We start from the raw sequence: 18,883 nt of genomic DNA on the forward strand, positions 1-18,883 counted from the left end.
GCCGCGGGGGCGCTTTTCGCAAGCAGAGCGGTACGGGACGCACCATTGCGTGAACAACGGAGGATGTGCTGTACGCCGCGAGGCAGTATGGCGCAATGTTCTCACGCGGGAGAGGTTTCATGCGGTCCGGCAAGCTTGTGATTTTTGCAGTGGGGGTGGCTTTTGTGTGCGCCGCGTCGGCGCCGTACGCGCTGGCGGATACCGAAGATGCGGTGCGCGGCGTGCTGACGACGATGTCCGGCCCTAACATGCTGGACAATCCCCGCAGTTCGACAACCCCGGAGGGCTACCTGCGCCACGTCGCCGCGCCTTCCGGTAACGCATTTCAACCAAGTCCATCGGCAAAGAAGGCGGGCGCGCCAGACGCGATCGCCAAGTCGTTCTTGAAAGAACACGACGCTGCGTTCGGAATTCACGCCGGGGTGACGTTCACAACCAACCGTGTGAAGTCGGAAAACGCGCGCACGTTCGTCAAATTGGATCAGGTGTACAAAGGCGTCCCGGTGTTCGGCGCGCAGGCGATTGTTCAGATGAAGCCCGACGGCGGAATTGTTTCCATCCTGAGCGACATAATGCGTGACGCTCCGCGCGTGTACTCGGGTGAGTTGTCGCTGACTCCATTGTTGGATGGCGACGAAGCGGCGATTCTAGCGGCCGGGGTACTGGAAGACGAAAACCCGGGCATCGACTTTGAGACAAACGATCCCGCGCTATACTTGTATGCGCCTCCGGTGATCGGCGCAACAGGCGCAGTGCGATTGGTCTACATCGTTGAAGCGAGCAACGCAGGCGCCGCCGTGGTGATCGCGGAGCGGATATTGATAGACGCGCACAGCGGCGCAACGGCCCTGCGCATACCCATGATCCTCGAGGCGAAGAATCGCACCATCTACGACGCGGAGAACGTGCCGGACGCAATCGGAACTTTGCGGCGCGCGGAAGGTCAGCCCGCCACAAACATCCACGATGTGGATGCCGCGTACGACTTTTACGGCGACACGTATGATTTCTACTTATCCGAACACGGCCGCGACAGCATAGACGGCGCGGGTATGACGATGGATGCCACCGTGCGCTTTTGCTATGGATTCTGCCCTTTCCGAAATGCGTTCTGGGACGGCGTGCGGATGTTCTTCGGCGAAGGCTGGGTGACTGACGACGTCGTCGGCCACGAACTTACACACGGCGTAACGCAACATGAGTCGAATTTAATCTATTCGTATGAGTCAGGCGCGCTTAATGAATCATTCTCAGATGTTTGGGGCGAATTTATCGATTTGGCGAATGCAGCCGGAACGGATACGCCGGAAGTCAAGTGGCTAGTTGGTGAGGACATTGCGAATCGCGGAGCGATTCGCAGCATGAAAAACCCGCCGGCCATGTCCGATCCGGACACGTATTTGGGGCCATTCTGGGTATTCGATTCGAGTGACAATGGAGGTGTCCACACGAATTCCGGCGTGAGCAACAAACTGTGCTATCTCCTAACCGACGGCGACACGTTCAATGGCTACATCATCGACCCCATGGGCATTCCGACCGTGGCCGAACTTTACTATGAGTGCCAGACCAATCTCCTCGGCGAGGGTTCGGATTACCCCGACTTCGGCAACCAGTTGATTGTCGCGGCGGAGAACCTCGGGCTGAACGATGACGAAATCGACAATGTTGAGCGGGCGCTGTACGCGACGCGGATTCTCGAGTTTAAGTTCGATCCGCTGCGCCATTTCCGCGCCGCGGGCCGGTCGGGTGACAGCCGCGTCGCCTTGACGTGGAAAAACCCGACAGGTGGCGATTTTACTGGAGTAGATGTTGTCCGCAATTCCGACCGGTTCCCGGTGAACAATACCGATGGCACCGTTATCGCCTCGGTCATCAATGGGGCTGAAAGCCTGGTGGATACGCCGGGCGGCGGCGCGGGGACGGACTTTTATTACGGCATCTTTCCCCGTAGTGGCAGCTTCCCAGGCAACCTACCGCTGTTCGCGCGCGGGACAGTCGGGGTTGATGTGAACTTTTTGACTGAAGCGTTTTCGAACGGGACTGACCTATCGAACACGCAGATTACGATCGTTCCCGCCGGCGCAGTGCCGCTTATCGGCCCCGCTACGGAAAAGCCTGAGGTGTACTTTAACTACACGACGTACGACGCGCACGGTGCAAGCGCGGTAAAAATTGCGCCCAATTTTGACGGGACGCTTCCTGTAGCGAAGGAGGACTACTTCTTGCTCTCGATGGCGGATGACGGGGCGGTCGCATTCGAATCGAGTATTCCGATCCCGTTTTTTGGACGATTAATGGGTGACCTGATTGTCTCGGCGAACGGGTTCATTGCCGCGGCGACCGACCAGTACGAGGCAGTGACCCTTAACCCAACCATAAGCCGAACGAGCCACTTTGCGACGCCGCGAATTTCGTTCCTCTACTCCGATCTGGACCCGAGGAGCGGCGGAGAGGTTTGGGCGCGCACACTCGATGATCGACTGGTTATCACATTCGAAGAGGTACCGTCTTTTGATTCGAGCAACCTTGGCACACCCGGCGAAACGTTTGGAAACACGGTGCAGTGCGAGTTGTTCTATGGCGGACAAATCCGGTTCACATATCTTGCCCTTACCGCCGAGCGCGCCGTCGTCGGCATCTCCGACGGAAACGGCGTACCGCTGGACGTCAACGACATACTCAACGGCCAAAGCGCGGACCCGGCCGATTCCAACCTGAATTCATTGCCGGATTCGGTAGGGCTCGAGTTGCAACCGGTACCGATTGCGTTCCTCGAACCGGGCACGGTCCACGAGTTCACGGCAACGGCGCTTTCGACGCAGGGTCCACCGACCTACGCGATGTTCCCGTTGACTGAGCTCGGTGTACCTCAGATGACTGGGGCAACGCTCGACGCACAGACTGGGGAGTTCAGTTGGGACACGACAGGCGTCTCAGACGGTGTGTACGGCATGATCCTGTGTGCCGCTGCGGGCCAGCTCACGTCGTGCCAGATTATCACCGCTATTGTTGTTACATCAGATGTATTGCCGCAGGCGACGAATCTGTCGCTCACGCCGACCTCGCCGACGGACAGCGACAATCTCGTTGCGAGCTACACGTACGTGCATCCGTCTTTGCCGCAGGGTCCGTCCACGATCTACTGGTTTAAGGACAATGCCATCGTGCCGGCGTACACGAACCTGACGGTCGTGCCGCGCGCGGCGACAAAGCCGGGCGACTTATGGTACTTCCAGGTGCTTCCGGCGACCGTTTCCATCGGGACGTATGGCGGGCAACCCATATACCTGCGCGGCGCCCCGGTACTATCGAACGCGGTAAGCGTCGGGGCCGACATGAAGCTGGACACCAACGGCGACGGCAAGGTGAACTCGGTTGATCTGCAACTCGTGGTGCGCGGATTGTTGGGTACATCCGAGCAGGGCATCGATCCGGACGTGAACGGCGACGGGAAGGAAGACGCCTCAGACGTTCAGACGATGATCAACTATATACTCGAGAAGCGTTAGGTATTAGTCGATACCGTATGACGAGGCGTCAACGCAGTTGGCGCCTCGCATTTTTTCGTTTGGGGCCGGCGCATTGGACTGCGCGTGCAAACCGTATCGTGCGACCGCCAAAGTACCTTCGACGCGGACCGATGCCCCCTGAAGAGTCTCGTGCTGTCTTGTTCGTTTTTCGAGTTCGGCGCCAAGTATCATGACGGAATAGTCCGGTGCGCGTCGGGATTCATACTGGGTAGGGCAAAATGGCAATAGACGGCGACGAAATCGCAAAGCTTCATGCGGAAGCGAAACGCATTCGAAAGAATTTTCGCTACATTCACAAGGACCTGAAGCGTTCGCCGGAGAATATCGATCTACTGCGGCAGCGCGACCATCTGAGGAAGCGGTACGAGCAGATTCAGGCGCGTTTGAACGAGGCAAAAGCGGCGGGCGACGCCGTGCCGCGGGAGCAGGAGGACGACTCGGACGGCGAGGCCATTGACATGTCCATCTTCGAACCGAAGCCGTACGAGATTCCGGCGGCGGTAAACGTTAAGCAGCGGGCCGCAGTTTCCGGGGGCCTGGGAGGATCGATGATTTCGGCGAAAGACATTCGAAACATCGTCAGCGTCGCGCTTTTGATCATCGTGCTGCCGTTTTTCTACCTGTACTTCGTTAAGGGAATGCGTTTTTACGAAGTGCCGACGAAATCCATGGAGCCGACGTTGAAGCCGGGCGACCGGATTATCGCGGTCCGCCCGCCGCGCTACGAACGCGGCGACGTGGTCGTGCTGCCCGATCCGCAGAATCCCGGCGACTTCCTGGTCAAGCGGCTTGTCGCGTTCGGCGCTGACACGATTGAGATCGCGAACGGCAACCTGTTCGTCAACGGGCAGCCCGTCGGCGAGACGTACACAAACGGACCGGCGGAAGGAAAGCTTGCGTTGACGACGGTCCCTGACGGAAACGTGTACCTGCTTGGCGACAACCGAAACGATAGCGAGGATAGCCGCGCGTGGGGGCCAAGGCCAATTGCTGATTTGGTGGGCCGCGTGTGGTTTGTCTACGCGCCGTCGGGGAGGCGAGGTTCGCTGGCAAACCATGCCGCCGCGTTTTCAGACGTTCCGGCGCCGTAACGGCGCACCCGGATTCGGCGAGATTCGCTTGGTAACAGGTTGTCACGCGTGACAACACAGTTGTTGTGGTCGAACACACAACGTACTTGCCTGTTCCCGCGAAAACGCCTACCCGCCTGCAAGATAATGACTTAAGGTCGAAGTCCCGTTTGGCCCATGTCTTGCGTCACTTAAGCCCAAGTCTCGACGTCGAGGCGAAGTGGCACGGGGTCCCATGCGGGCCGCATAGGGATAGCGGCTGGAGGGCGCTAGACACCCATGAGAACCATACAGGCCAACGAGTATCGGCAGCAGGCGATGCACCTGCTGCAAGAGATGAGTACTGCCTTACGGTACTTATCGACGGAGATCGACGGTGCGATTGCCGCCGATCGCAAGGTGGACCACGAATTGCTGCGGCGCATCTCGCAGGCGCTGCAAAAGCAGCAGACGCACCTCCTCAAGATAGCCGAATCGTCCGATCCCTACCGAATGCGACCGGAATTCAACCGGGCGAGATAGTTCCCGGCGAGCGTCTTCGTTGCGCGTGCGCGGAAGCTTCCGTACGCAGCTTGCACCGTTTCTTCACGATGCGAGCCGAGTCGCGTCCGCAGCGGAAGGCGCCGCGCCGGCGGGTTGGTTTAGCGCGGTTGCCGGCTCGGCCTGCGCGATGGGTGCGGCCGCGGCGCCGCGATTCGCCTCGCGCACAAAGACGCGGCTCAAGAACCCGCATGCGACACTGAATAACGCCGCCAGGGAGAAGCATGCGTAGAACCCCACGCCGTGAAGATGGTCGATGAGGTACCCAGCCGCGATCGGCGTAATCCCGATGGCGAGTGACGTGCCGATACTCCAAATGTTCGAGTAGACGACGCGGCGCTGCGCGCAGATGTAACCGAGCATCGCGCGGTTCGCGGCAACGTTGAACGCGGCGTTGAACACGCTGGCAACGACAAAAACGGACCATAGCGCGACCTTGGTCCATGCCGCGCCCGGCACGAGCGCCATACACAGGAGGGCGCAGACGGCGTGGCCGAGCATCGACCAAAACATCGCGGCCGCGCTGCCCGCGTAGTCGGCGAAACGTCCCCACGATGCGATTGTGAGGAAGATTCCCATGCTGCCTGCCGCCGTAATGCTCATGATGACAGCGGGCGTCAGCGTCAGCGCGTCGCGCATGTACAGCACGAGCGCGGAACCGAGCAGCCAGGTCAGGGCGGAATAGCCGAACGCCGCAGTGACGACGAACGCCATGAAAGCGTGGTCTCGAAACGCGGCACGGTAGCCGACGTAACTTACTTCCGGCGCCGCCGTGGCGCGGGTCGGACCGCCGCCGGGGATCAGCGCCATCCATACAAGGCTGGCCAACCCGGCGGCTATGCCGATGCCGTAGACCATGAGGAAGCGCCAGTCGTCGGCTGGGCCGGTAAGGAGCACCGCCTGAACCAGCGCAACGGCGACACTGGTCAACTGGGTGATCGCGGCTTCCATGCTGAAATAGGCGCCGCGCTGATCGACGGGCACCAGCTCGTGAAGCCAGGGCAACCAACCGCCGGCACCCATTGCGCGCAAAATGCAGAATGCGAGGATGCTCGCGACAAGCACGAACTGCGCGTAGTGAAGACCCCATCCGCGCACGAGTGGGATCAGGAAGACCGCGCCGGCGAGCAGATTGCGCAGCAGCCAGCCGGTGAGCATGACGCGTTTCGGGCCGTAGTGGTTTACCAGCGGTACGGTCAGGCCGACGAGCAGCATGGACAGGGGCATAAAGGAAATCAGGAAGCCAACCAGCGAGGGCTGAATATCGAGCGAGCGGGCGAACAGGATCATCGCCGGGCCGACGATGCATTGCCAGGAAACAACGTTGAAGACGATGAAGAACAGGAAGCGGCGCGAACCGCCGGTCAACCTGCTGAAGTCCGCTATGACAGGGATACCCACAATAAGTCCTTTTGCCAACGGGCCGGGACGCGCGCCCTATGCGGATACGCGGGTATATGCGTACCGGGGCCGCCCCAGTAGCAATCCGCAGCGCGGGGAATTCGTTCCCGGAGACGGGCGGATTCCTAAACGTGATAGTTTACCGGAACCGGTACACGATAACGAAATGACTGCGGAGAAACATGGAAACGATCAAAAACGCGCTACGAGTTCGGCATATTCGACCAAGGCGTTGCGGCCCTTTTCGGTGAGGGCGTAGGTGCCCAGGGCGACGCGCTGAAACCAGCCGTAGACGTTATCGTAGAGAATAGGCGTCGTGCGTGGGCCTGTGCCGAGGGCGCGCAACGCTCGGGTGGTCATGGGGCCGCTTTCGGCGAGCTTCAGCGCGATGCGGAGCGCGGCCTCGCGGTACGCTGTGACCAGTTTACGGCGGCTACTGCCGCCGGTGTTGTAGTCGCCGCTGCGGCCCGTCATTTCTTCGAGCATGGAGCGGCGGACCTTGTTTTGCTTGCGCCGTTGGGAAGGTTCGGGTTGGAGAACGATCTCGACCCGGCGTATGCGCGATCGCGGCGCAATGAAGATGAGGCCGACCTCGAGCCGCCGCAACAAGCGCCGGACGCCGCGCCATTGACGCGTCCATGCGCCGCCCTTGGGCCGGGGAATCGCAATGTAGACGGAATCGGTTGCGCGTTGGCGCTCGACGGCCTGGACCAACAGAGAAACGTTGAGCGTTCGTTTGAGTTCGATCACGATCAGCTCGTCCCCCCTGGTAGCGGCGACGTCGCATCCGTTCACTTCGGCGCGGACGGTGTAACCGATGGCTTCGAGATAGTCGCGCAGCGGCGGATACAAGTCCGCCTCGCGGAGAACGCGCGTCACGATTCGGGGAGGGACTGGCGAAGCAAGCGCAGCGCGTTGCCGCCCATAATTTTCGCGATGTCGACGCCGGGAACACCCTGCTTTCGGAGTTCTTCGGTGATCTCGGCGAGACCCGCCGTATCGAACGGAGTCGTGACGACGCCGTCGAAATCGGAGCCGAGCCCGACGTGATCGATTCCGCCGATGTCCGCGACATATCGAATCGCAGCGACGATGGCCTTTACGTCATTCCCGCACACGGCGGTATCGAAGTACGCGACACCGACAACGCCGCCGGTCTTTGCGATGCCTTTGATATGTTCGTCGCTGATGTTCCTAACATTGTTGCAGGTACCCTTGACGCCGCCATGCGACAGAACGACCGGGCGCGTAGCCATGGCAAGCACATCGTCGATTACCGCGGGGGACGCATGAGCGACATCGACGAGAATGTGCAGCTCTTCCATCTTCTTCACACAATCGCGGCCAAACGGAGTAAGGCCGCCCTTGGACACGCCGTGCGCAGAGCCGCCGAGTTCGTTGTCGAAGAAGTGGGTAATACCCATCATGCGAAAGCCTACACTGTAGAGCGTTTGAATGTTGTCGAGTTTACCCTCGGCGCATTGCATACCCTCGATGCTCAGGATACCCGCGACAGCATTCCGATTTTCGTTGCGTTTGTCGAGGAACGCGTCCAATCCGCGGCCGGAAGTGATGACGGTAAGCGCGCCGTTCGACCGGCGCGCCGTGGCATGCAACTTCTCTGCCTGATAAATGGCGCGCTCAAGAAGGCTCGAGTAGGTGTTTCTCGGCCAACGCTGCATGATCGCGAGCGTAATGATGTTATCGGTATCGCCGGAGTTCATCTCGAAGTTCATTTTCTTGGGCGTCTTCGTAACCACGGAGAACACCTGCAGTGCGTCATTGCCCTTCGCGAGTCGTGGGAGGTCGACGTGGCCTCGCGCGTTCTCGACGAGGAGGTCTCGGTTCCACAGCAGCGAGTCCGAATGGAAATCCGCCACGAACAGGGCGTCGTGCAACGTTTTTGCCTCGGCGGAAGGCGCGAACGGTGCGTCGCGAACGACGGCGTTGTTGTAGTAGTCGAACAAGGGCGGCACGAACATGAACGCGGCAAGTCCGCCGATCATCGCAAGTGTCAGGAGGCAACCGGCCGCCTGTATTAACCGTTTCTTCAACACGGGTTCCCGCTTGTCACGTGATGCCGGGGTTACTTCGTTGCCGTCCTGGACTCGGCAATGACCGCGGCGAGCTCGGACGGGTTGTCGGTAAGAATGCTGTCCACGCCCTGCATGACAAACTCCCTCATACGGTGCGGATCGTTGATCGTGTGGACCTGAAATCGAATCCCTTTCTCCTGCATTCTCTTAATTTCTTCGGAGGTCATGTTATAGCGGGCGATCATACCCTGATCGATCGAGAGGACATCCGCTTGCGGCAAATAGTCCGCCCACTTGGGACCACGCAATGCCATCAGCAGGGACGTGCCGGTTTTCATGTCGTAGCAGTAGGCCATCGACGGGGCCAGTTCGCGCGCGCGGTCCATCGTCGGCGGGACGAACGATGCGAGCAATACGCGGTCTTCGGCCTTGGCATCGCGAATGACGGCGATTGCCGCGTCGGCGAGCGCGGGTTCGCCTTTGAGCTCGACAAGGACATGGGAGCCCGGTAGCGCGTCGAGCACTTCCTTGAGAGTCGGAATTGTCAGGCCTTTTCCACGGTGCGGAAAGGTCGCGCCGTTGTCGGTCGAGAATTTGTGTCCCGCGTCGAGGGCCTTCACCTGCGCCAACGACATCGTGGAGACTTCGCCCGTGCCGTTTGTCGTCCGGTCGACGGTCTTGTCGTGCATTAGAACGACGGCCCCGTCCGACGTAAGGCGCGCGTCGGTTTCGAGCAGCACGTCAGGATGGGCCTTCAACACTTCCTGGAAGCAATACAGCGTGTTCTCCGGCCATTGGGAGGCGCCGCCACGGTGCGCACCGAGAAGGATTTGCTTGGAAAAGAAAGGCTTGTGCGCAGGCGATTGCGCGGACGCGGCAGCCGCGAACGCAAGTACTGCCGCGCAGAGCGTTGCATAAAACCTCATTCGATGGGCTCCCATTGTCGCGCCAATCCGCGAAGTGCGTATTATACACAGGCTGTATCTGAGGACGACGAGGCGAGGAGAGGCCTGAGTATGACTTCATTGGACGCATGGTGCGCAAAAGGAAAGCATTTTGATTACAGGGGATACCCAATATTCTACGTTGAGGAAGGGTCGGGCGAGCCGCTGGTGTGCATACACGGATTTCCGACCGCCTCGTGGGACTGGGCGTGGGTTTGGCCGGAACTGACGAAGCGCTTTCGGGTCATTGCGCCGGACATGATTGGGTTTGGCTTCTCGGCAAAACCGCGCGCGTACGAGTATTCGCTGCGGGACCAGGCGACGCTGCACGAGCAGTTGTTGGCGGACCTTGGCGTGAACGCTGCAATTATCCTTGCACACGACTATGGGGACACCGTGGCGCAGGAACTGCTCGCGCGGTTTGAAGAGCGAAACGCGGCGGGAGCGGATGGATTGCGCATTCGCGGCGTGTGCTTTCTGAACGGCGGCATCATTCCCGGTGAACACCGGCCGCGGCCCATGCAGAAGCTGCTTGCGGGGCCGTTCGGCGCGCTGATCGGCCGCCTCACGAACGAACGGACCTTTAACAGAAGTTTCTCCGAAATCTTCGGGCCGAACACGCAACCGTCTCGCGAAGAACTGGCCCAGTTTTGGAGGCTGATCGAGCATAACGGCGGGCGTTACGTGTTGCACAAGGTCATTCGATACATGCGCGAGCGCATGCAGTATCGGGACCGGTGGGTCCACGCGCTGCAAGCGGCGAGCGTGCCGCGCCGATTCGTGAACGGGCCGGAAGACCCGGTGTCCGGGCGTCACATGGCGGAGACGTATGCAAGGATTGTCCCAGACGCGGACGTGGTACTGATCGAGGGGATTGGGCACTATCCGCAGGTCGAAGCGCCGGAGCAGGTACTCGAGGCGTTCGATTCATTCGTCACAACGCTGCGGTAATCACGGCGGCATACTTGCGCCACATTTGTGGAAGCAGGAAATGGCGCGGGGCAAGCCGCTACAATCGGCTTGATCATGGCCAGTGCGTCTGAAATGCCACAACCGCGGTTGCACGTGCGGTACCCGCGCGTGTTGCGTTTCGCGGATTACGCAGCCGGCGCCGCCGCGTTGTCAATTTCGTTTGCCGTGTACCTGAGGACGCTTGCGCCGACCGTCTATGGCGAAGACAGCGGTGAACTGATTGCGGCGGCCGAGACACTCGGCATCCCCCACCCCACCGGCTATCCGCTGTGGTGCATCGCGGCGAAAATCGTGATGACGATCGTGTACGCGGGTGACGCGGCGTGGCGGGCCAACCTGCTGTCCGCGCTGTGCGGAAGCGGCGCAGTGTTGTGCACGGCGCTGATACTCTGCATTGTCGCGCGCAACCGGATTGCGGCACTGGCCGGCGCGCTGTCGCTGGCGTTCTCGCTCGAGTTTTGGGAACAGAGCGTGATCGCGGAAGTGTATTCGCTGAACGCGCTCGTTACGGCGGCGTGCATCTTGCTGCTCATCCTGTGGGCGGAGTCGCGCCGAAACGGTCTGTTGTACGCGGCGGGATTCCTGTTCGGCGTGGGGTTGGCGAACCACCACGTGCTTTTGTTGTGCGCGCCGGCGTTCGCCGCGTATGTGCTCATGATTGGCGGCCTTCGGTGGGGCGCCTGGACGATGCACCTTATCACCCTGCTGGCCGCGTTCCTTGGGCTTTCGGTATACCTGTACCTGCCTATTCGATCGATGGCGAACCCGGCTATGGATTGGGGAAACCCGGAGACGTGGCCCGCATTTGTCGACGTGGTGACGCGGGCGCAGTACCGATTCATGATCACGGACGGCCCGCGATCATGGGAGCGGTTCTTCGATCAGGCGAGGACGTTCGGAAGCGTCTATCTGAGCCAATTCACAATGGGCGTCGGCCTCTTTGCGCCGTTCGGCCTTCTCGTGTTGTGGAAACGCGAACATCCTGCGTTATGCGTCATGCTGGTTCTCGCATGGCTGGGCACGGTGCTTGGCGGCATACTTATTCCAAATTTTGGCCCGGACCGGTTATCGATCTGGCTTAACACAACGTATTGGATTCCGGCGTATTTGGTTTCGGCCATCTTTATTGGCGCGGCGATCGCCGGGGTGTGCGCAGCGACGCCGCGGCTGCCGGTACGCGCGGTCGTTGCGTTGGGGTTGTGCGTGGCTGCAGTCGCTGCGCCGTTCATCGCGAACTTCTCCCGCAACGACAAGAGCAGGTATTTCCTGGCGTCCGACTACGCGCGAAATATTCTGGCGACGCTCGCGCCGGGCGCGATTTATTTCGGCGACAGCGATTTGTCGCTGTTTCCCGTGATGTATTTTCAAATCGTGGAGCGGATGCGGCCGGACGTGCTGATCGCGAACCCGTATGGATATCCCATCGCGAGTGTGTATCGCGACATGCCGGAGGAGGTGCGCGCGACGTTCCAGAAGATTCCGACGGAGCAGGACGAACAGGTCATCTTCGAGTGGTTGGTACACAACAGCGGGCGTCCGGTGTACACCACCGCACAACGCCGCGCGAACGGTATCCTCGTGTATAACGAGGGTCTGCTCTACCGTTATGCTCCCGCGGCGCAACCCATCGAACCCGATTCGCCGTGGGACCGCTATGCGTGGCGATCGGTGGACGAGTCGGATTTCGAGGATGACTGGTCTGCGGAGGTCATCCTGTCCGAATACTATTTTGCGCGCGGCCGGGCGGAGTTCGACGCGGGCCGCCGGGCGGCGGGACTGAACGCCTTCGAGCGGGCGGCCCACGTCGCGAGGGAGAACAAGGAGTCGCTGAATAACATCGGGTGCGCGGCCGCGGGCTACGGGTTGATGGATGATGCACAGCGCTACTTCGAGCTGGCGTGCGCACTCGATCCCGAATTTCATATGGCGCGGCTCAATCTTGGGCGCGCACACATGAAGAAAGGTCAATTCGAACGCGCGAAAGCGGAGTTTGACCGGGTGCCGGCATCCGCGCCGGAAGACACCACGGCGAAGACGCTTGCAGCATATTGCGAACAAAAGATTGCCGAGGCTCCGACCGCTCCAGCGCCGTGGTAGCTGGCATCGTGCGCAAGTCCCTGTTAGGCTTTCAGCGCCGGATGCGAGGGATTAATCCTTTGTCGCTTGGCCGGCATCGAAATAGACACGGAGCGGTTCGTTCCGGGTCCCGAGCGTGATCCGCAACAACAGAAGTACAGGCAGGATTATGACCTTTCGATTGTTTGCCCTGGCGGCATGTCTGGCGATTAGCGTCCAAGCACAGGAAGCGACTCCAGAGCCGGAGCGAACCGCCGAGCAAATGAGTTCACCGAGTGCCGCCGCCACCGAAATGGAAGCGCGGAAAGCCGCGGTCGAGACGCTGCTCGACCTTGCCATGGCGCAGGAGATGGCAATTCGGGACAGTCCGTCTATCGACGCCGCGGAAGCTCGCGTGACGCAGGCGGCGGCGCGCGTGAAGCAAGCGCGGGCTGCTTGGTTTCCGACGGTGTTCGCGACGGCGTCGGCGTCAAACACGTGGATTTCGGAGAGCGACTACAGTTTCGCCAAGCGGGCCGCATCGAACGGGTTTTGGACGTCGTTCGCGTTGGGCACTCAGGCGCGCTTGCAGGGCGAAGTGCTGACCTTTGCGCAGATCGTGAGCAACAATATTTCGAGCCTGTTCAATCCCGCGATTCAACCCGTCCCGCTCGTCGTCCCGAATACGGACCGGGCAATCGTGCAGGACTTGCTGAAAACGTCGCTGTATTCGATCGACGCGCGGAATGCGGTGAAAGACGAATTCGAGGCGTACACAATCAGCGTGGCGGCAGACTGGATTGTATTCAACGGGTTCGATCGGAAATTCGCGATACTGGAGGCGCGCCTCGGCGAGCTGCAGACGGAGGCCGCGCTGATTGAAGCACACCGCATTCTGCTCGACGCGGTCGCACAAGCGTACTATGCGGCGCAGCTTTCTCGCGAGAACATTGCCATCGCGGAAGCGGACGAAGCCTTCAATCAACTGCAACTGAAACAGGCGGAATTGCGCAAGAAAGTCGGTACGGGATCGCGCAGCGACGTGCTGAACTTCCAGGTCCGTGTGAACGCGGCGCGTGCGGCGTTGATCACGGCGCGCCAGAGCTACGCGATGGCGCTCATCGCATTGGCGGAACTGCTTGCCATGCCGGAGGCGAAGTTTCCGGAAACGATGGACCTCGCGCCGCTCGAAGAAGCGTCGTTAGAAACGCTAGAGCCGCCCGACCCCGATCGGCTCGTGGCGTACGCAAAGGAGCACCGCCCCGACTTGCAGGTGAACGAGTTGGGCATCGAACGCGCGAACGCAGTGATTGGCCGCGCGAAATCGCTTTTCTATCCGACAGTCCGCGCGCACGTCTCGAAAGATGCCGTGCGGAACAACAACCTCGAGTTTCGCGAGGACGACTTCGGCACCACGATTGGTGTGACCGGAACATATGAACTGTTTGCAGGCGGGCGCAATCTGGCGCGGCTGCGCGAAACAAAGGCGGCCCGGGCCGAAGCGCAACATCTTGTAACAGAGACCGAACTGTCGGTCGCGTCCGACGTGCGGACCGCCGTCGAGGATCTGCGCGCCGCCCAGGAACGCCTCGTCTTGCAGCGCGCGAACGCGGTCCTGGTCCAGGAGAACCGTGACCTCGTGCAGAAGGGTTATGAAGGCCAAGTGGAACCGCTGGTGCGGCTCAACGAGGCACAGCGCGACCTGATTTCTGCCCAGGCCAACCTCGCGTTCGCGCGCGTCGCATTGCAGGCGACATGGCACCGGGTGCGCACGAGCACCGGCGAGACGGTTGCCGGCTATTCCGTTGCCGATGGCGTCGCGACCGTCTCAAAGGACGAGAAACCCGCCGGCAAGTAGTGTCCGTCTCCGGTTCTGCGCGTGACTCCAACCGAGGTCTTGGCGTAGAGTACGCACTCGCGAGCCCGGTTGATGCAAGTGCACCCACACAAAGACAAAGTCACCGTTCTAATGCGCCGGTTGTTCGGCCGGTTGCGTCACGCGGCAGTGGTTTTCGCCGCGTCGCTGTTTACCGTTTCCGTTCCAAGTATCGCGGCGGAACGCAGCATGCCCATCAAGGTCGGCATTTACGAGAACCGGCCCATGGTGTTCCTCGACGACGACACGCGGCCCGCGGGGTTGCAGGTCGATATCGTTTCCGAGATTGCCAAAGCGCGAAAGTGGCCGATCGAATTTGTATACGGCACGTGGCAGGACTGCCTCGCCCGGCTGGAAGACGGCGAGATCGACGTCCTGCTCGATATTGGGTATTCGGACGAACGCGCCCAGCGATTCGATTTTACGTCCGAGTCTCTGTTTTCGACGTGGGCGCAGGTCTATGTGCCCCCGGGCTCGACGTTGCTTGGCATACCGGACCTCGAGGGGAAACACATTGCGGTGATGCGCGGCGACGTGCACTACGCGGCGCTTCAGCGGTTATTGCGCGACTTCGGCATCGCCGTGCACTACGTCGAGTATGACGACTACAAAGACCTGATGCAGGCGGTCGAGCATAAGCGTGTGGACGCAGGGTTGTTCAGCCGCATCGCGGGCTTGCAGCTCGAAAGCGACTACGGAGTGCGCCGCAGCTCGATCGTGCTCGATCCGATCCAGGTGCGTATCGCGTTTCCCAAGGGCAAGAATGGAGACATTCGCGACGCGATTGACGCCGACCTGCGCCGCATGAAGCGCGACCCGAATTCGGCTTATAGCGTGGCGATGGACAAATGGCTCGGAAACGTCCCGCTGATGGAGTGGCCATGGTGGTGGAAGTGGGCGGTGCTGGGTCTAGCGGCCTTTGCGTTGATAGGCGTCGGCGTCAACTCGCTACTGCGGCTCGAGGTACGCCGCAAGACGTCGCAATTGACCGCTAAGAACGTCGAGCTCGAGCAGGAGATCGCTTCGCGCGCACGCGTCGAGTCCTTGCTTCAGGCCGGGCGTGAACGATTGTCGACGCAAAGCAGAGCGCTCATGACGCTTGCGCGAAGCGACGCGATCGACCGTGGCGATCTCGATGCCGCGCTCAGGCAAATCACGACGGCCGCGGCGCAGACGCTTGACGTCGATCGGTCGAGCGTGTGGATTGCGGAGTCGGACCTCTCCGCGATTCGCTGTATCTGCCTATTCGTTCGGTCAAAGGGCGAGTTTTCCAAAGGCGCCGAGCTGGCGCGAACCGATTACCCCATCTATTTCAGGGCGCTCGCCGAGAACCGAATCATTGCCGCGTCGGACGCCGCGCGCGATCCGAGCACATACGAGTTCGCGGATAGTTACCTCGCGCCGTTGGGAATCACATCCATGCTGGACGCGCCGGTCCGCACAGGACAGCGGCTCATCGGGATTCTGTGCAACGAGCATACCGGCGCCGCGCGGGAATGGAACTTGGAGGAAGAAAACTTCGCTGCATCGCTTGCGGATTTTGTCGCGCTCGCGCTGGAAGCGCACGAGCGACAAACGGCCGAGGCGCGCCTGCGCGAGAGCGAGGAACGCAACCGTCTCATCATCGAGAAGGCGCTGGACGCGGTCATCATCGCGGACAATCGGGGTACCGTGATCGGCTGGAACGCCAAGGCGGAGGAAGTCTTCGGTTACGCGCGCGATGAAGCGATCGGACAGCCGGTTATTTCGCTCGTTGTGCCGGAGTCCATCCACGAGATTGTTGCGCAGGAGTTTCTCGATATCCTTCGCTCCGGCCGCGGGCGTACGCGGCGCGATGTGCTGGCGAAGCGAAAAAACGGCGAGGAGTTTTACGCCGAGTTTTCGGTTTCGGCGTCTCGCGAGGGGCGGCGGTTTATCTATACCTCGTTCGTCCGCGACATCACGGAACAAAAGCGCGCGCAGGAGATGAAGGAGAAGCTCCACCAAATTGAGACCGAACTCGAACTTGCGCGAACGATTCAGCGATCGTTTCTGCCCCAACAATTTCCGGCGTTTCCGCATCGATGCGAATTCGAGGTTTACGCGGAAATGATTCCCGCCGCAAACGTCGGGGGCGACTTCTACGACTTTTATCTTCTCGACGACGAAAGGCTCGCCTTTGCGATCGGCGACGTGTCGGGCAAAGGCGTGCCCGGTGCACTGGTAATGGCAATGACCCTCACAATTTTGAAAGCGACGGCGGCTTCGACGCCGTCGGTATCGGACTGCGTTTCGCAGGTTAATCGGCTGTTGTGCAAGGAGAACGAGGCGGCGTTCTTCGTGACCTTGTTCTACGGCGTGCTGCATGTTCCGACCGGGAAGATTACCTTCGCGAACGCAGGGCATCCTCCCCCCTTTCGCGTATCCTCAACGCGGGGCGTCAAGCCGCTTGATGGAACTGGCGGGTTGATACTTGGTGTATTCGAGGAAGCACAGTACAGTGAGGGCGAGATCGCGCTGAAGTCGGGGGAGAGCGTCCTGTTGTTCACGGACGGCGTAACCGAGGCCATGAACGAATCCAACATCCTGTATACGGAGGAACGGCTCGAACAGACGCTGCGCGGCGTTTCGGGAATGCCTGCGACGCCGCTGGTAGCGCACGTGGTGAAGGACGTTGAATCGTTCGCCGGCGACGCGCCGCGGCACGACGACATAACGCTGCTGGCGTTGCGGTATTTGAGTTGAGGCGCCGCCACGGATGGACTCCGAACGTATGCCTGGGCGGCATTTCCTCCATTACAATTGCGGCGCCGGAGCTGACGCAATTCCAATTGGTATCCGCAGCGTTTGACCGAGACTTGGGGGTAACTACCTGTGACTGAATTATGGGGCCGGAGGGCCTGCTGGGTTGTGATCGCGGCGGGTGTCGTGACGACGGTCGCGTTGCAGGCGTTCGTTCCGGCGGAGGAAGTGTTTTGGTCCGGCGACGGCGGCCTGAAGAACCTCATGGCGAAACAGTTTGCGCGCGGAACGATGCACGTCGATCTGCGACTGACGGAAAAGGAATGGGTACGCGAGTTATGGTCGTCCGGCCTGCACCCGGGCGCGGTCGGCAACTACATGTTCGACATGGACGGCAAATACTTTTCGGTGTTTCCATACCCTTTTCCACTTTTCAGCGCGCCGTTCTATGCGCTGTTTGGCGTGCGTGGCTACTATATCCTTCCGGTGGTGTCGCTCTGGGCGCTTTGGATTTCGATGTACCTGGCGATGCGGCGCGCGTGTCTTGACGCATGGAAGATCGCGCTGTTGATGTTTGCGTTTATATTCGCCATGCCGGTCACGTTATACGGAGCTACATTCTGGGAGCATACGCCGGGCCTTGCACTCGCGATCATCCCCGTTCTGTACACACTGCGTTATGACGACGAAGAGCCGGGCAGGATTGGGCCGACGCTCGCAGGTGCGTCGTTAGGACTCGCGGTGTGGTTTCGGCCGGAGACTCTGGCGCTTATTGCCGTGCTGATACCCGCGATGTTCGTGTGGCGCAAGGCGGCGCTCGGGATTCGGGGTTGGTTTCTGTTTTCGAGCGCGGCAGCCGGGATGATCGTCCTGTTCTTTGCGCTCAACTATTTTTTCTACGGCTACGCGCTCGGCACCCACGGGATTCAAATGACCAGCGGGGAACATTCGGCGCTGGGATGGGGCGTATTGGCGGAACGCTTCGCGCGCCTCGCCAGATTGACCGTGCATTATGCGCCCGTGGGCGGGTTCATGGTCTTCCTCCTCGGCGCACTTGCCGCGACGAAACGTTTCGCTTGGCGCAACGAATCCTCGTACTTGTTTGCGGTTGCCCTGCTTTTCTTTCCGCTGATGGTATTCATGGTCCCATCCGATGGTGGGTTTCAAATTGGGCCTCGGTTCGCGTTTATCGAGTTTGCTCTTATCATCCTTATCTGCGCGTTTGCATGGCGGACACTACCGCGATCGCGGGCGCTTCGCGCCGCGGCGGCCATCGTTCTCTTGTTGACCGTACTGTTGGGCATGAAACGAAGCGCGCTTCACGAAACACGTTGGCTCGCCGAAGCGTACCGAACGCGCGTACTGCCCGCCTACACGTTCATTGCCGAGCGCGACGAGAGCGTCCTGGCCGTGTCGCGCGTTGAGGCAACGCTGGAACTCGGCGGATTGATGGACGAAAAAGATTTCTTCGCCGCGTTCGATGACGAGAAATTCGCAAGACTGCTCGATGGGCTACGCGCCCGGAATATCGACCGTTTTCTGTTCGTTGCATTCGGCGATCGGAACACGGAACAAGACTCGGCGATTCAACACGAAGCAGCCAAGGCGCTTCGCATTGAGCCGCTCGGCAGATACGGCGAGCATTTCTATTGTTACGCGGTGACAATCCCGTAACGCGATTTCCACCCCCGGATTTCTGGACAGTCCCGGCGCGAATTCGCCATACTTTCTGTTC

The 18,883-nt window shown here is 60.4% G+C and carries 12 protein-coding genes; 8 read left to right on the forward strand and 4 right to left on the reverse strand.

The window, feature by feature from the left end; translation table 11 throughout:
• The first annotated feature begins 119 nt into the window (after positions 1–119).
• From HUU46_14435 to HUU46_14445, 3 genes are all read left to right on the forward strand, one after another.
• Positions 120–3,512, forward strand: a complete 3,393-nt coding sequence (locus tag HUU46_14435) for a M4 family metallopeptidase (protein NUM54840.1) — start codon at positions 120–122, stop codon at positions 3,510–3,512.
• A gap of 239 nt (positions 3,513–3,751) precedes the next feature.
• Positions 3,752–4,624, forward strand: a complete 873-nt coding sequence (gene lepB, locus HUU46_14440) for a signal peptidase I (protein ID NUM54841.1) — start codon at positions 3,752–3,754, stop codon at positions 4,622–4,624.
• Between the two features lie 258 nt (positions 4,625–4,882).
• On the forward strand, positions 4,883–5,125 hold the full coding sequence (locus HUU46_14445; protein ID NUM54842.1) for a hypothetical protein: 243 nt from the start codon (positions 4,883–4,885) through the stop codon (positions 5,123–5,125).
• Between the two features lie 63 nt (positions 5,126–5,188).
• Here HUU46_14445 and HUU46_14450 read toward each other — a convergent pair whose 3' ends face one another.
• The 4 genes from HUU46_14450 to HUU46_14465 all read right to left on the reverse strand — a co-directional run bounded on the left by HUU46_14450 (position 5,189) and on the right by HUU46_14465 (position 9,506).
• On the reverse strand, positions 5,189–6,544 hold the full coding sequence (locus HUU46_14450) for an MFS transporter (protein NUM54843.1): 1,356 nt from the start codon (positions 6,542–6,544) through the stop codon (positions 5,189–5,191).
• A 192-nt stretch (positions 6,545–6,736) separates the two neighbouring features.
• Positions 6,737–7,423: a hypothetical protein gene (locus tag HUU46_14455; protein NUM54844.1), complete on the reverse strand. Its 687-nt coding sequence runs from the start codon at positions 7,421–7,423 to the stop codon at positions 6,737–6,739.
• Positions 7,420–8,550 (reverse strand): dipeptidase, encoded by a 1,131-nt coding sequence (locus HUU46_14460; protein ID NUM54845.1) that lies wholly within the window; start codon positions 8,548–8,550, stop codon positions 7,420–7,422. The genes HUU46_14455 and HUU46_14460 overlap by 4 nt, the downstream gene beginning before the upstream one ends.
• A gap of 80 nt (positions 8,551–8,630) precedes the next feature.
• The gene (locus HUU46_14465; GenBank protein NUM54846.1) at positions 8,631–9,506 is read right to left on the reverse strand and encodes a glycerophosphodiester phosphodiesterase; all 876 of its coding nucleotides are present in this window, start codon (positions 9,504–9,506) and stop codon (positions 8,631–8,633) included.
• A gap of 90 nt (positions 9,507–9,596) precedes the next feature.
• Here HUU46_14465 and HUU46_14470 point away from each other — a divergent pair, with 90 nt between their 5' ends.
• The 5 genes from HUU46_14470 (at position 9,597) to HUU46_14490 (ending at position 18,822) form a co-directional block, all read left to right on the forward strand.
• Positions 9,597–10,475: an alpha/beta hydrolase gene (locus HUU46_14470; GenBank protein NUM54847.1), complete on the forward strand. Its 879-nt coding sequence runs from the start codon at positions 9,597–9,599 to the stop codon at positions 10,473–10,475.
• A gap of 93 nt (positions 10,476–10,568) precedes the next feature.
• Complete coding sequence (locus HUU46_14475) at positions 10,569–12,593, forward strand: DUF2723 domain-containing protein (GenBank protein ID NUM54848.1); 2,025 nt, start codon at positions 10,569–10,571, stop codon at positions 12,591–12,593.
• A 241-nt stretch (positions 12,594–12,834) separates the two neighbouring features.
• Positions 12,835–14,409, forward strand: a complete 1,575-nt coding sequence (locus tag HUU46_14480) for a TolC family protein (GenBank protein ID NUM54849.1) — start codon at positions 12,835–12,837, stop codon at positions 14,407–14,409.
• A 72-nt stretch (positions 14,410–14,481) separates the two neighbouring features.
• Positions 14,482–17,151, forward strand: coding sequence for a SpoIIE family protein phosphatase (locus HUU46_14485; GenBank protein NUM54850.1), 2,670 nt, complete (start codon positions 14,482–14,484; stop codon positions 17,149–17,151).
• A 129-nt stretch (positions 17,152–17,280) separates the two neighbouring features.
• On the forward strand, positions 17,281–18,822 hold the full coding sequence (locus tag HUU46_14490; protein NUM54851.1) for a hypothetical protein: 1,542 nt from the start codon (positions 17,281–17,283) through the stop codon (positions 18,820–18,822).
• Positions 18,823–18,883: the final 61 nt, after the last annotated feature.

This window comes from Candidatus Hydrogenedentota bacterium, from assembly GCA_013359265.1.
GTDB lineage: Bacteria > Hydrogenedentota > Hydrogenedentia > Hydrogenedentales > SLHB01 > JABWCD01.